Annotated in this window: 11 protein-coding genes and 1 pseudogene; 9 read left to right on the top strand and 3 right to left on the bottom strand. The window is 70.4% G+C overall.

Annotation, left to right across the window (positions count from 1 at the left end; translation table 11 throughout):
- Window positions 1-170 precede the first annotated feature (170 nt).
- From ACFYTS_RS12595 to ACFYTS_RS12555, 9 genes are all read left to right on the top strand, one after another.
- On the top strand, window positions 171-1,106 hold the full coding sequence (locus tag ACFYTS_RS12595) for a universal stress protein (protein WP_387303545.1): 936 nt from the start codon (window positions 171-173) through the stop codon (window positions 1,104-1,106).
- Window positions 1,103-3,472 carry a phosphoketolase gene (locus tag ACFYTS_RS12590; RefSeq protein WP_387303543.1) on the top strand — a complete coding sequence of 790 codons (2,370 nt, stop codon included), beginning with the start codon at window positions 1,103-1,105 and terminating at the stop codon, window positions 3,470-3,472. The genes ACFYTS_RS12595 and ACFYTS_RS12590 overlap by 4 nt, the downstream gene beginning before the upstream one ends.
- Window positions 3,473-3,581: 109 nt before the next feature.
- A complete protein-coding gene (locus ACFYTS_RS12585; protein WP_387303540.1) occupies window positions 3,582-4,064 on the top strand; it encodes a DUF2231 domain-containing protein in 483 nt (160 codons plus the stop codon).
- A 96-nt stretch (window positions 4,065-4,160) separates the two neighbouring features.
- Entirely contained in the window at window positions 4,161-4,919 is a 759-nt protein-coding gene (locus ACFYTS_RS12580; protein WP_357283828.1) for a sigma 54 modulation/S30EA ribosomal C-terminal domain-containing protein, read from the top strand.
- 5 nt (window positions 4,920-4,924) lie between these two features.
- Entirely contained in the window at window positions 4,925-5,359 is a 435-nt protein-coding gene (locus ACFYTS_RS12575; RefSeq protein ID WP_387303538.1) for a hypothetical protein, read from the top strand.
- A gap of 169 nt (window positions 5,360-5,528) precedes the next feature.
- Window positions 5,529-7,232, top strand: coding sequence for a sulfate permease (locus tag ACFYTS_RS12570; RefSeq protein WP_357283821.1), 1,704 nt, complete (start codon window positions 5,529-5,531; stop codon window positions 7,230-7,232).
- A 79-nt stretch (window positions 7,233-7,311) separates the two neighbouring features.
- A complete protein-coding gene (locus ACFYTS_RS12565) occupies window positions 7,312-7,902 on the top strand; it encodes a hypothetical protein (protein ID WP_357283817.1) in 591 nt (196 codons plus the stop codon).
- Between the two features lie 32 nt (window positions 7,903-7,934).
- On the top strand, window positions 7,935-8,822 hold the full coding sequence (locus tag ACFYTS_RS12560) for a universal stress protein (protein WP_357283815.1): 888 nt from the start codon (window positions 7,935-7,937) through the stop codon (window positions 8,820-8,822).
- Window positions 8,823-8,841: 19 nt separating this feature from the next.
- Window positions 8,842-10,200, top strand: a complete 1,359-nt coding sequence (locus ACFYTS_RS12555; protein WP_357283812.1) for a wax ester/triacylglycerol synthase family O-acyltransferase — start codon at window positions 8,842-8,844, stop codon at window positions 10,198-10,200.
- A 306-nt stretch (window positions 10,201-10,506) separates the two neighbouring features.
- Here the strand turns inward: ACFYTS_RS12555 and ACFYTS_RS12550 are convergent.
- The 3 genes and pseudogenes from ACFYTS_RS12550 to ACFYTS_RS12540 form a co-directional block, all read right to left on the bottom strand.
- Window positions 10,507-11,055 (bottom strand): annotated as a pseudogene (locus tag ACFYTS_RS12550) (zinc-binding dehydrogenase); the annotation flags it as partial.
- Between the two features lie 98 nt (window positions 11,056-11,153).
- Window positions 11,154-12,152: an Acg family FMN-binding oxidoreductase gene (locus ACFYTS_RS12545; protein WP_357283810.1), complete on the bottom strand. Its 999-nt coding sequence runs from the start codon at window positions 12,150-12,152 to the stop codon at window positions 11,154-11,156.
- A complete protein-coding gene (locus ACFYTS_RS12540) occupies window positions 12,149-12,859 on the bottom strand; it encodes an SRPBCC family protein (protein WP_387303534.1) in 711 nt (236 codons plus the stop codon). The genes ACFYTS_RS12545 and ACFYTS_RS12540 overlap by 4 nt, the downstream gene beginning before the upstream one ends.
- Window positions 12,860-12,984 lie beyond the last annotated feature (125 nt).

Here is a 12,984-nt window from a genome sequence, read left to right as displayed (position 1 = left end):
GTGACCAACGGCGGCCGAAGTCCCGAGGCGATGGTCGGGAGCGCCGCGCTGAGGCCTTTGGTCCCCGCTTCGAGGACGATCGCCCGCAGCAGCGGGAGCGGGGGCGTTCCTACCGTGAGAGGACCAGCCCGGTTCGGGCGCCGATGATTTCACCTCACCCGGAGGTCACGATGACAGAGCAGCAGTACGACGATCCGCATCGGCTGGCCTCCGCGCCCGTCGTGGTCGGCGTGGACGGCTCGGACGGTTCGGCGCGAGCGCTGCGGTGGGCGGTGCGGTACGCCGCGCAGCATCGGCGGCGGCTGCACATCGTGCACGGGCTGGACCTGGTCGGCGTGAGCCGCGGCGTCGGAACCTACGCGGTCGCCACGCTACCGCTGATCGACAGCGTCAAAGCGGCGGGCAAGGCGCTGGTGGCGCGCGCGGTGACCGCCGCGGGCGAGTACGACCCGGAGGTCCCGCTCACGGCGTCCATGTCCGGCGACACCGCCGCCCAATTGCTGATCGAGGACAGCGTGACCGCCTTCGCGGTGGTGATCGGCGCGTCCGGCACCGCCGGAACCCTCGCGCACCTGGGCTCGACCCTGTTGGCGGTCACCAGCCACGCGTCCGGCGCGGTCATCGTGGTGCGGCCGGACCCCGCCACCGGCGACGCGGTCCGGACCTCCGGACCCGTGGTGGTGGGTGTGGACGGCAGCCGGACCAGCGAGGCCGCCATCGCCGCGGCGTTCGCCGAGGCCGCCGAGCGGCGCACCGGCCTGGTCGCGATGCACGCCTGGAGCGATTGGGACACCGGGCAGTTCGCCGGCGAGGTGACCGCGATGACCGGGAATCTCGACGACGTCGAGGCGGCCGTGCTGGCCGAACGGCTGGCGGGCTGGCAGGAGAAGTACCCGGACGTCGAGGTGACCCGGGAGGTCTGCACCGCCGGGCCCGGGGCCCAGCTCACCGAGCTGTCGAAGACCGCGCAATTGGTCGTGGTCGGCAACCGCGGCCGCGGCGGATTCACGGGCCTGCTCCTCGGATCCACCGCCCATCACCTGGTCCAGCACGCGCACTGCCCGGTGATGGTGGTGCACGCCGATACCGAGGAGACGAAGCGATGACGAGAACCATGCCCGGATCCGAGACCAAAATCCGGGACGACCTGGTCGATCTGGACGCATGGTGGCGGGCGGCGAACTATCTGGCCGCCGGCCAGATCTACCTCATGGACAACCCGTTGTTGACCGAGAAGCTGCGGCCCGAACACATCAAGCCGCGGCTGATCGGGCACTGGGGCACCGTGCCCGGGGTGACACTCACGTACGCCCACCTCAATCGCGCCATCATGCGCACCGGGCAGGAGATGCTGTTCGTGCTCGGCCCCGGCCACGGCGCGGCGGCGCTCACCGCCGCGACCTGGCTCGAGGGCACCTACTCGCTGCGGCATCCGGAGGTGGGGCAGAACCTGGCCGGGATGCGGGAGTTGTTCCGGCAGTTCTCGTTCCCCGGCGGCGTGCCCAGTCACGCCTCGCCGCATCTGCCGGGCTCCATCCACGAGGGCGGTGAGCTGGGCTACTCGCTCGCGCACGCCACCGGTGCGGCCCTGGACAATCCGAATCTGGTGGTGGCCTGCATGATCGGCGACGGCGAGGCCGAGACCGCCGCGCTGGCCACCAGTTGGCACGGGTCGCTGTTCCTGGACCGCGTGTCCGACGGGACCGTGCTGCCGATCCTGCATCTCAACGGCTACAAGATCGCGAATCCGACACTGCTGGCCCGCATGTCGCGCGATGACCTCGACGCCATGCTCACCGCGCAGGGTTGGGAGCCCATGTACGTGGAGGGCTCCGATGTCGCCGAGGTGCACGAACGCTACGCGACCGTGCTCGACGAGGCGATGGAGCGCATCCGCGAGATCCGCGACGACGCCGAGCGCGGGCTGGGGCCGCGCGACCCGTGCCGTCCGATGATCGTGCTGGCGACCCCCAAGGGGTGGACCGGTCCGGCCATGGTCGACGGCGTCCGCGTGGAAGGCACCTTCCGGGCCCACCAGGTACCGCTGGCGGGCGTCCGGGAGAACCCGGAACACCTGGCGCAACTGGAGGACTGGCTGCGGTCCTACCGGCCCGAGGAGCTCTTCGACGCCGACGGCCGTCCGGTCGACCGGATCGCGGACCTGCACCCGCGGCAGCTGCGCATGAGCGCGAACCGCGCGGCGCACGGGCACGACAGCGTCGATCTGCGGCTTCCGTGCCCGACCGACTACCGGGTCGAATTCGCGACGCCCGGAACGGAATCGGCCGAGGCCACCCGTGTACTCGGCGGCTACCTGCGCGACGCCCTGGTCGAGAATCCCCGCAATCTGCTGTTCTTCTCCCCGGACGAGCACACCTCCAACCGGCTGGACGCGATCCTCGAGGTCACCGGCCGTCGCTGGCGCGAAAGGCGCATCGTGGGCGACGACCGGCTGTCTCCCGACGGCCGCGTCTTCGAGGTGCTCTCGGAGCATCTGTGCCAGGGCTGGCTCGAGGGTTACCTGCTCACCGGACGCCACGGCGTCTTCTCCACCTACGAGGCGTTCGCGCACGTCATCGACTCGATGGTGGTGCAGCACGCGAAATGGCTGCACATGGCGGCCGACTTCGCCTGGCGCGAGCCCATTCCCAGCCTCAACTACCTGATCACCTCGCATGTGTGGCGGCAGGATCACAACGGGGCCTCGCATCAGGACCCCGGCTTCATCGACCATGTGCTCAGCAAGCGGCCCGAGGTGAGCCGGGTGTATCTGCCGCCGGACGCCAACTGCCTGCTGCACGTCTTCGACCACTGCCTGCGGAGCCGGGGCCGGGTCAATGTCGTCGTCGCCGGCAAACAGCCCGCGCTGCAATACCTCGACGACGACGCGGCGCGCGTGCACTGCGAACGTGGACTCGGTGTCTGGCAGTGGGCGAGCACGGACGCCGATCGCCCCGCCGAGGTCGTGCTGGCCTGCGCGGGCGATGTCCCCACCCAGGAGACCCTCGCCGCGGCCGCGCTGCTGCGGAACATGGTGCCGGACTTGGCGGTTCGTGTGGTCAATGTGGTGGACCTGGCCCGGCTGTTCCCGCCGGACCGTCACCCGCACGGCATCGCCGACGAGGACTACCGCGCCGTCTTCACCGACGCCCCGGTGATCTTCGCCTTCCACGGCTATCCCTGGCTCGTCCACCGCATCGCCTACCGCCGGCCGGGCCACGACCGCATGCACGTCCACGGCTTCACCGACAACGGCACCACCACCACACCGTTCAGCATGTGCGCGATGAACGGCATCGACCGCTTCACCCTCGCCGCCGCCGCCCTCGCCGAGGTGCCGCGCCTCGCCGACCGGCTTTCGTCGCTGACCGAGCGGTTGACCACGCAGCGCGAAGCCGCCGACGCCTACGCCCGCCGCCACGGCATCGACCCGCCCGAGATCGCCGACTGGCGCTGGCCCGCCGCGGGCTGAGTCTCGCTCGCAGGCGGCTCCCAGCCTGCTCGCGGGGCGGTCCCAGCGTTCTCCCAGGGACGCCGGGAAGGCTGGTCCGCACTGCAGCCGAACCGAACGGAAGTCGCTGATGTCCACGATCAACGGGCTCCCGGCCCACATCCTGCTGGTCCACGCGATCGTGGTGCTGGCGCCGCTCACCGCGCTGCTTGCGATCTCCTCGGCGCTGTGGCCCGCCGCACGGCGGCGGCTGGTGTGGTTGACGGTCGCGCTCGCGACGGTGGTCGCCGTGCTGACCCCGATCACCACGGAGGCGGGCGAGTGGCTGGAGCGGCGGGTCGGGCGAAATCCCGACCTGCGCAACCACACTCATCTCGGCGACACGTTCGTCTACTTCGCCGTCGCCCTGTTGGCGGTCGCGATCCTGGTGGCTGTCGTCCACGTCCGGGAGACACGCGGCCGCGCGTTGTCACAGATGCTCGTCGGCGCGGTCGCCGTCCTCACGATCGCGGCGGGCGTGGCCGCGACGGTGCAGGTGTACCGGATCGGGGAATCGGGCGCTCGCGCCGGCTGGAGCGGAGTGTCGGCACAGCCGGTGCGCGCCGGGAAGTGACCCGGGAGGACCTTGGACCCTGTTCCGCGCCGCTCGCCGGATGATGGCATGGGCGTTGTCATTCGGCGGAATCGGCAAGGAGCGAGGGCATCTTCGATGAATACGACGCGAGTGGCGGCGGCGACGCCCGGGGTCGCGGTGGAGTCGCGTGGTCCGGTCACCGCTGCCGAGAGGAGCCGGGCCGACCGCGTGGTCCGGAAGGTGCTGCGTCGCCACCACCTCGAGTCGCCCGCGAGTGTCCGGCTCAGCAGGAACGGCAGTTTCGGGGCCACGACGGTGGCGCAAGTGAACGCGCGGTTCGCGGGCGCCCCGATTCGTGTCCAGGCCGACGGGCCGGGTGGTTTCGCGCTCACCTTCGCCGCCGAGCGCCTCGACCGCCAACTCGACCGGCTCACCGGGAAAGCCGAGCCGCGGTGGGCGCCCGATCCCGGCCGCGCGCCGCTGGCGGCGGTGAGCGACGCGCGTCCCATCGTGCGGCGCAAGCACTGCTGCCTCCAGGTCCTCGATCCGGTCGGCGCGGCCGCCGCCATGGATGCCATGGACTACGACGTCCTCCTGTTCACCGACGTCGAGACCGGCGAGGACGCGATCGTGTATTGGGCGGGGCCGCTGGGCATCCGGATGGCCCGGCAACATCGAATGTGTCCGCCGTCCGCTGCCACCTGGCGACCACTCACCATGAACACACGCCCGACAAGGGAATTCACCGAAGCCCAGGCGGCGGCCCGGCTGTGCGCCTACGGTCTGCCGTTCCTGTTCTTCACCGACCCGTCCGACCGCCGCGGCCGCCTCCTGTACCGCCGCTACGACGGTGATCTGGGACTCGTTGCGGGACCGGATGTCTCGAGAGGGTGATATCGATGACCACCGCCGGTGCCTTCCTCACCGCCGCCGATTTCCTATGGCTCGGCATGGTGCTGGCCATCTCGTTCATCGAGGCGCCGTTGAAGTTCCGCGCCCCGAACGTCACCCTGGCCATCGGGCTGGGCATCGGCCGCCTGGTCTTCCGCGCCCTCAACGGCGTCGAATCCCTTTTCGCCATTCTGATTCTCGCGGCGGTCTGGGCTGATCCGCCCGGATCCGCCACGACGGCCGCCGTGGCCGTGGCGATCGGCGCGCTGGCCATCCAACTGCTCGCCGTGCGTCCCCGGCTGACCCGGCGCAGCGATGCCGTGCTCGCCGGCGCGGAGGGGCCGCGGTCGCGCAGCCACTATGCCTACGTCTGCCTGGAAGTGGTGAAGGCGGCCGCCCTGCTCACCGCGGGGGTGCTGGTCCTGAACGGCGCGGTACCGTGAGCCGGGAACACTTTTCGATCGCCATCGCGGTCGCATTCCTGTCGACCACAGGGCTCCCGGCCGCACCGGCGAGCCACGATCGCGTCCGGCCGTCCCAGTGGCGGCGGTGACAGCGCGGCGCCGGTTCCGAACCCCACGCCGGGGTGACCGCGCGCGGTACCGTGCAGGGATGGGCGAGGCCGCGGCGCGGTGGCTGCCCGGAACACGACAGTTCCGGGGCTACCGGCGGGCCTGGCTGCGGTCGGACGCGCTGGCCGGAGTCACCGTGGCGGCCTATCTGATTCCTCAGGTCATGGCCTACGCGACCGTGGCGGGTCTGGCGCCGATCGTGGGCTTGTGGGCGACGCTCGGGCCGCTGGCGGTGTACGTCGTGCTGGGGACGTCCAAGCGGCTGTCGGTCGGGCCCGAGTCGACGACCGCGCTCATGACGGCGGTGGCGCTGGCGCCGCTGGCGGCGGGGGATCCGGGCCGGTACGCCGCGCTGGCGGCGATGCTGGCGCTGGTGGTCGGAGCCTGCTGTGTGGCCGGTGCGGTGGCCCGGCTCGGAGTGCTCGCCGATCTGCTGTCGAAACCGGTGCTGGTGGGGTATCTGGCCGGGACCGCGGGAATCATGATCGTGAGTCAGCTCGGGAGGCTCAGCCGGGTGAGCGTGGCGGGGGAGTCCATCGCGGATCAGTTGCGGTCCTTCGCGTCGAACATCGATGAATTGCATTGGCCGACAGTGCTTCTGTCCACCCTCACCCTGATGATGCTGCTGCTGTCGACGAAACACGCCGCGCGTGTTCCCGGCCCGCTGATCGCTGTCCTGGGAGCGACGGCGGTGGTGGCTGTCTTCTCCCTGCGGGAGCACGGAATTCGCGTCGTGGGCGCGATCCCGTCCGGGCTGCCGGTGCCGAGCGTGCCGCAGGTCGCGGCCGCCGATGTGGGCAAACTGCTGCTGCCCGCTGTCGGCATCGCCCTGGTCGGATTCTCCGACATGGTCCTGACCTCGCGGGCCTTCGCGGCACGGCACGGCGACACCGTGGACGCGAACCAGGAATTGCTCGCCATGGGCGCGACCAACCTGACCGCCGGTGTATCGCAAGGATTTCCGGTCAGTTGCAGCGGCAGCCGTACGACCATCGCCGATGCCGCCGGGGCGCGCACCCAGCTGTATGCGGTGGTCGCGCTGGCCACCGCGCTGGCCGTCGTGCTCTGGGGGCGGACGGTGTTGGCCGCGGTCCCGTCCGCGGCATTGGGCGCATTGGTCATCTACGCCGCGCTGCGGTTGATCGACCTGCCCGAGTTCGGCCGGTTGGCCCGGTTTCGGCGCAGTGAGCTGCTACTCGCGCTGAGCACGGCGGTCGCGGTGCTGGCCGCAGGAGTGCTGTACGGCATCCTGATCGCGGTCGGGCTGTCGATTCTGGACCTGCTGCGTCGGGTGGCCCGCGCGCACGACGCCATCCAGGGGTTCGTCCCCGGCCTGGCGGGCATGCACGATATCGACGACTATCCGGAGGCGAGGACCGTTCCCGGACTGGTGGTCTACCGCTACGACGCGCCCCTGTGCTTCGCCAACGCCGAGGACTTCCGCCGCCGTGCGCTGGCCGCCGTCGACAACGCGGTGAACCCGGTTCGCTGGTTCGTCCTCAATACCGAGGCCAATGTCGAGGTCGACCTGACAGCTCTCGATGCCGTCGAGCAGCTCAGGTCCGAATTGGATTCCCGGGGAATCGTTTTCGTGATGGCACGGGTCAAGAAGGATCTACGGGCGGCCCTCGACGCCGCTGGGCTGACCGACCGCATCGGCGCCGACCGATTATTCCCGACACTCCCGACTGCCCTGGCCGCCTACCGGCGCGAGACCGACGACCTCGGACCGGCGGATCGGTGACTTAAGGCCCGTCTCCGGTGGGCTCGGTCACGCGATGCTGGATGGACGGATCGGTTCTCCAGAAGTGAGGTGAAAGACCATGTCGCACCATTCCTCACTGGCGTGGCGGGTGTGGCGGCTGCGACCGTGGAACTCGAACCCGCTCATGCGGGCCTCGGACCGCTGGGAGGCGTTGGGCCGCCTGCTGGTCGTGGCCCTGTTCCTGCTGGCGATCCCGGTGGCGGCCGCCGTCGGGACCGCGACCTACAGCGGGTCCGCCGAGCGGATCAGCGCCGAGAACGCCGCGAAGACCGAGGTGCTCGCGACGGTGCTGACCGAGCCGAAGCAGACCGCGGCGGCGGCCGGGCCCGCGCTGGCGGCCCACTACGAGGCTCAGATCCAGTGGAAACACGACGGGAGCCTCGGGAAGGGAACCGTCGAGGTGCGTCGTGACACCAAGATCGGATCCACCGTGCAGACCTGGCTCGGGGCAGACGGCTTGCCCGGCGCCCCGCCCCGGCAACCCGGATCGGCGGTGCTCGACGGCATCGGCACCGGCGTCGCGTTGCTGATCGGCGTGGGCTTCGCGCTGCTGGCACTGCTCTGGTGCCTGACTCGGTTGCTGGAACGCCTGCACGGCATGCGGTGGGAGGCCGAGCTGCGCGGGCTCGACCGTCCCATCGGCAGGTAAGACCCCCGGATCCCTCGGAAGGACACCCGATCATGACCACTGATCTCGACGCCCCGGGCACGCGTATCGTCGCTGCCGTCGACGGGTCGGCCACCTCGTACCAGGCCGCCGTGTGGGCCGCGGTGGACGCCGGACTGCACGGCTGCGCGCTGCACATCGTCACCTCGATCTCGCTGCCCGTCGGCGAGGTCCCGGTCGACCTGCTCGGGCCCGACGATCGGGAGCGGCTGGCCAGGGACGGGCAGCGAATCGTGGACGAGGCGAGTCGTGTGGCGCGCGCCGGCGCGACGGGGGCGGCCGTCACGATCACGACCGAAGTGATCTGCGCACCCATCGTCGGACACCTCATCGAGCAGTCCCGGACCGCGCGGACGGTGGTCGTGGGCAGCCGCGGTCTCGGCGCGATCCGGGGTGGGCTGCTCGGCTCGGTGGCCGACGCGGTCGTTCGGCACGCGGAATGCCCGGTGGCGGTCATCCATGCGACCGCGGCGACCGATCCGCTCTCCGCCGAGAAGCCGGTGCTGGTCGGGGTCGACGGCACACCCCACAGCGTGCCCGCGCTGGAACTCGCCTTCGCCGAGGCCGCCGCGCGTAAGGTCGGGGTGACCGCGCTGCACGCCTGGACCGATATTCTCGGTTCGTACGTGCCGCTCATCGGCTGGGAGCCGCTGCGCGCGCGGGAGAACGAACTGCTGTCCGAGCGGCTCGCCGGATTCGGAGAACGCTATCCCGACGTGGCGGTTCGCCGCCTGATGGTGATGGAACGCCCGCACCAGGCACTGCTGCGGGAATCGGAGTACGCGCAATTGGTCGTGGTCGGCAGCCGCGGCCGGGGCGGATTCGAGGGCTTGCTACTCGGATCCACCAGTTCCACCGTGCTGCACAACGTCGAAACCCCGGCGATCGTTGTCCGCGCATAACGAAGATCAGGTGTCGGTCATGACCGAATTACAGCCGCTGGACGCGGGATTCATCGAACTCGAGGACGCGGACCGTCGCATCAGCCTCGGCATCGCGGCGGTGGCGATCCTGGCCGGGCAGCCACCGGCGCGAGCGGAATTCTCGGCCATGCTGGCCGAGCGCGTCGCGGCGAACCAGCGCCTGCGACAACGAATCCGGCGCGCGCCACTGGATCTGACCGCCCCGGTGTGGGAGGAGGACCCGAACTTCGATCTGGCCCACCATATTCGATGGGCCGCCCTGCCCGAACCCGCCGACGAGAAGACCCTGCGTGAGTTCGTGGCCGGCGAACTCGTCGAACGTTTGGACCGAGATCATCCGATGTGGGAATGTGTCGTCGTCGAGCGCTTGACGGATGCGCGCTGGGTGCTGATCGTGAAGGCGCACCACAGCCTCGTCGACGGCGTCTCCGGCGTGAGCCTGTTCGAAAGACTGTGTGATGCACAGGAATCCGATCCGCGGCTGCGTGAGGTACCGCCGGCGGACGCGACCGCTGGACCGGACTGGCTCGACCGCGTCGTCACCGGGTTGCGACTGCCGCTGGACGTGCCGCGCTACGCGGTCGGGATGATGCGCAGTCTGATCCCGGTGGTGGCCGCGTTCGTCTCGGTGCCCGAGGCATCCTCGCTCAATGGCCCGATCGGCCGCCAGCGGCGCTACACGATCGCCCGCGCCTCCCTGGCGGAGATCCGCGAGATCGGCCGCGGCCTGGACGCGACGGTCAACGATGTCGTGCTCGCCGCGGTGACCTCGGCCTATCGCGGCGTGCTGCTGGGCCGCGGGGAACAGCCCACGGGCAAGACGGTGCGCATCCTGGTGCCGGTGTCGATGCGGGCGGCCGACGCGAAATCCCTGCTGGACAACCGGGTTTCCGCGGTCCTGTCCCTGCTGCCGTTGCATCTGGACGACCCGGTGGAACGCCTGATCACCATTCATCAGCGCATGGCCCGGCACAAGTCCGGCGGCGCCGCGCAGGCGGAGAAGTCGCTGCTCGCCCTGGCCGGGCGGCTGCCGTTCGCGCCGGTCGCCTGGGGCATGCGGCTGTGGTCGCACCTGCCCCAGCGCGGGGTGACCGCGGTCGCGACGAACATCCCCGGCCCGCGCCGCACCCTGTCGATGCTGGGACGCGAAGTGCTGGAGCTGATTCCGGCCATCCCCATCGCCATGCGCCTGCGCACCGGCATCGCCATCCTCAGCTACGGCGACCAGCTGACCTTCGGCATCACCGGCGACTACGACTCGACCCCGGATCTGGACCGGATCGCCGACGGCATCCACACCGCGATCGCCGACCTGCTCGCCGCGGCGCGGGCCCGCCCGCAGGACCCGGCCGGATGAGCGGGCCGATGTCCGCGCGGACCGATGGGCGATCAGCGCCGAAAGGCCACGGAGCCAGGGACTTCGGCTTCTTCACCGGGTGCCCGTCATGGCGGACGATCAGATCCGACGGGCCGATCCGCCCGAACCCCGCAGCGAGGAATTCAGCCATGACAACCAAACTCCCCCGTACGCAGGAAGACTGGGCCCTGATCGCCTTCGTGACAGCCCTCGCGGTGGTGCTGGTCGGCGCGACGCTGCTCGCGATCCTCGCCACCTGACCCGATTCGCCGCCTGATCCAATCGTGTCGTACCCGGTCGGCGAGCCTATTCGGCGGTGATGACGACTTTGAGCGCACCGGTCTCGCCCGCGCGGGCGAAAGTGTCGTAGGCGGCGGCGAATTCGCTCATCGTGAAATGGTGGGTGATCATCGCGGCGGGGTCGAGGCGGCCGCCGGCGACGAGGTCGATCAGGCGCGGCGTGGAGTAGGTGTCGACCAGTCCGGTGGTGATCGTGAGGTCGCGAATCCAGATCCGCTCGAGATGCAGGGTCGCGGGGGCGCCGTGGACGCCGATATTGGCGACATGGCCACCGGGGCGGGCGAGTTCGACCGCGGTCTCGAAGGTTTCGGGGACGCCGACGGCTTCGATGGTGACATCCGCGCCGAGGCCGCTGGTGAGTTCGCCGATCACGGTGGCGGGATCATCGCGGCCGCTGTTGACGATGACGTCCGCGCCGAGTTTCGCGGCGGCGGCCAGTCGGCTGTCTGCCAGGTCGATCACGACGATATGGCGGGGGCTGTAGAGCTGTGCGGTGAGGATCGCGGCCAGGCCGATCGGGCCCGCGCCGATGATCGCGACGGTGTCGCCCGGTCGTCGGTGGGTTGTGCGATGGCGGGATCGGGTACGTCGTCCCAGGAATTCCGGCCGGGACCATGAAAAACTATCGCTCGCATGGGACGACCTCCTCCGGGTCAGTGCCGGTCGATGGTGAGGGTGTCGGCGAGCGGCCGGCGTGGCGTCGGCGGGTGCTCGGGTTCGTCGGCGGGGGCGGCGCCGATGCGCACGACCAGCTGCGGATGGCCGGGCCTGGGCAGGAATCCGGTGAGAATGTTTCGGCCCGTGGGCAATTCGGTGATGTGGGTGAGGGCGCAGGTGGCGAGACCGGCTACGGTGCATTCGAGCAGGATCGCCGAGAGCGCCTCGCCGGTGGCCAGCCATTCGGCGGCCGAATCGCCGGGTGTGCTGAGGACGACGAGCCGCGACCGGTCCTCGATATCGGGACGGCGCGCGGAGTGCGGCGCGGACGGGAACGCCCGTCCCACCCGGACCCGGGCGCGCTCGGAGTCGGAGATCAGCGCGTCGGTGGGGATTCCCTCGGGGAATCCGGAATGACCGGCCCACCAGCCGATTTCGGCCTGGTACATCTGATCGTGCCGGCGCAGCGCGGCCGCCTGCTCGGACACCGCCGACAGCCTCGGCCGCACGGAGTCGTCGAGGACTTCCAGGTCCACGTAATGCGGGGACACCAGCATGCGCAGCGTGCGTGCCACGTCATCCCAGTGCGCGGGCGGGTCCATCGGCAGGCGGTCGGTGCGGCGGTGGTCGATCGCGCCCGCCCGCGCCACCAGCCCGGCCGGGGGGCCGGGCCAGGGCCGGAAACTGATCTCGGCGAGACGGCCCGGATCGAGCGGATCCGGCATCCGAGTCGTGTCGGTGTGCCAGCCGTGCGCGCCGAACGCGGTGCGCACGTGGTGCAGCATCGCCCCGCAGCTGATCACCTGCTGACGACCCTGCGGGTCGGCGGTGACCAGCACCCGGTCGGGGTCGCTGTGCAGGTGCAGGCGCTCGCCGTCGAAGCGCCAATGCCAGGGCTGGGTGTTGTGCACCGAGGGCGCGCGCGACGCCAGGCGCATCGCGGACATCAGGGTGCGATGGTCGGGGACGAGCGGGGTGGCGTTCATGGTGGTCATCCTCCGAGTGTTCTCGTCGGCCACTGCGGAACATACGGGCTTTCCGCTCGCTGATCAGGGACGTTGGTCACCGGGGCGAGTGGCGCGCCGGTGCGTTCGGCGCGCGCCTTGATCCCGCGCAGCATCTTCGCCTCCATGACGAGGCTGCCGGGCTCCATGATCAGCATATAGAACACGCGTTGCGGCAGACCGGCGCCCGGGAGCGCGATGCGGTTGCGACTGATCAGCCGGGTGCCCTCGGTGGTCGGGTACAGCCCGAACGACCACACCCAGTGGTGGTCGGTCGAGGCGAGGACGAAGGCGCGCGGGCCGTCCAGCACGGCGACCCGCATGGCGGGACCGGACGTGCCCATCGGCAGCACGTCGTCGACCGCGAGCCGCTGGTATTGCGGCAGGATTTCGTCGGCGCTGTGCATGTTCAGGCCGAGCAGGTTCTCGATCCAGTCATAGGTGTACGCCCCGCCGCGGCCGGGACCCATCTGCACCAGCCAGGGCCAGATCTGTTCCGGCGCCGCCGCGATCGTGATCGCGCGGGTGGTGACGGTTCCGGCATCGGGTAGCAGTTCGTCACCGGGCATGACGCGACCGACCTCCTCGGCGGTCGAGCCCCAGGTCACGCACTTGTTCCGGGCGAAGAGGCGATAGCCGATCGCCAGTCCGGCCAGGGCCGAGGCCACGCCGATGCCGGTCGCGGTCGCTGTTCTCATGGGGTCGATTCCTCTCGATGGGCGTCGATATCGATCCTGGGCCGCCCGACGCGATTTCCGCAGGGACCGATGGCCCGGCAATCGCCCTCACAACCGGTGACTTTCGGCCGTCTCGGGCCGGTGGG

Origin of the sequence: Nocardia sp. NPDC004151, from assembly GCF_042874235.1 — a bacterium.
Taxonomy (GTDB): Bacteria; Actinomycetota; Actinomycetes; order Mycobacteriales; family Mycobacteriaceae; genus Nocardia.
The sequence above is the reverse complement of the archived record's forward strand: the minus strand, read 5'-3'. Positions and strand labels throughout refer to the sequence as shown.

Excerpts from the sequence above, each read along its gene's own strand:
- ACFYTS_RS12595 (WP_387303545.1), top strand. The coding sequence starts at position 171 with ATGACAGAGCAGCAGTACGACGATCCGCATCGGCTGGCCTCCGCGCCC.
- ACFYTS_RS12590 (WP_387303543.1), top strand. The coding sequence starts at position 1,103 with ATGACGAGAACCATGCCCGGATCCGAGACCAAAATCCGGGACGACCTG.
- ACFYTS_RS12585 (WP_387303540.1), top strand. The coding sequence starts at position 3,582 with ATGTCCACGATCAACGGGCTCCCGGCCCACATCCTGCTGGTCCACGCG.
- ACFYTS_RS12580 (WP_357283828.1), top strand. The coding sequence starts at position 4,161 with ATGAATACGACGCGAGTGGCGGCGGCGACGCCCGGGGTCGCGGTGGAG.
- ACFYTS_RS12575 (WP_387303538.1), top strand. The coding sequence starts at position 4,925 with ATGACCACCGCCGGTGCCTTCCTCACCGCCGCCGATTTCCTATGGCTC.
- ACFYTS_RS12570 (WP_357283821.1), top strand. The coding sequence starts at position 5,529 with ATGGGCGAGGCCGCGGCGCGGTGGCTGCCCGGAACACGACAGTTCCGG.
- ACFYTS_RS12565 (WP_357283817.1), top strand. The coding sequence starts at position 7,312 with ATGTCGCACCATTCCTCACTGGCGTGGCGGGTGTGGCGGCTGCGACCG.
- ACFYTS_RS12560 (WP_357283815.1), top strand. The coding sequence starts at position 7,935 with ATGACCACTGATCTCGACGCCCCGGGCACGCGTATCGTCGCTGCCGTC.
- ACFYTS_RS12555 (WP_357283812.1), top strand. The coding sequence starts at position 8,842 with ATGACCGAATTACAGCCGCTGGACGCGGGATTCATCGAACTCGAGGAC.
- ACFYTS_RS12545 (WP_357283810.1), bottom strand. The coding sequence starts at position 12,152 with ATGACCACCATGAACGCCACCCCGCTCGTCCCCGACCATCGCACCCTG.
- ACFYTS_RS12540 (WP_387303534.1), bottom strand. The coding sequence starts at position 12,859 with ATGAGAACAGCGACCGCGACCGGCATCGGCGTGGCCTCGGCCCTGGCC.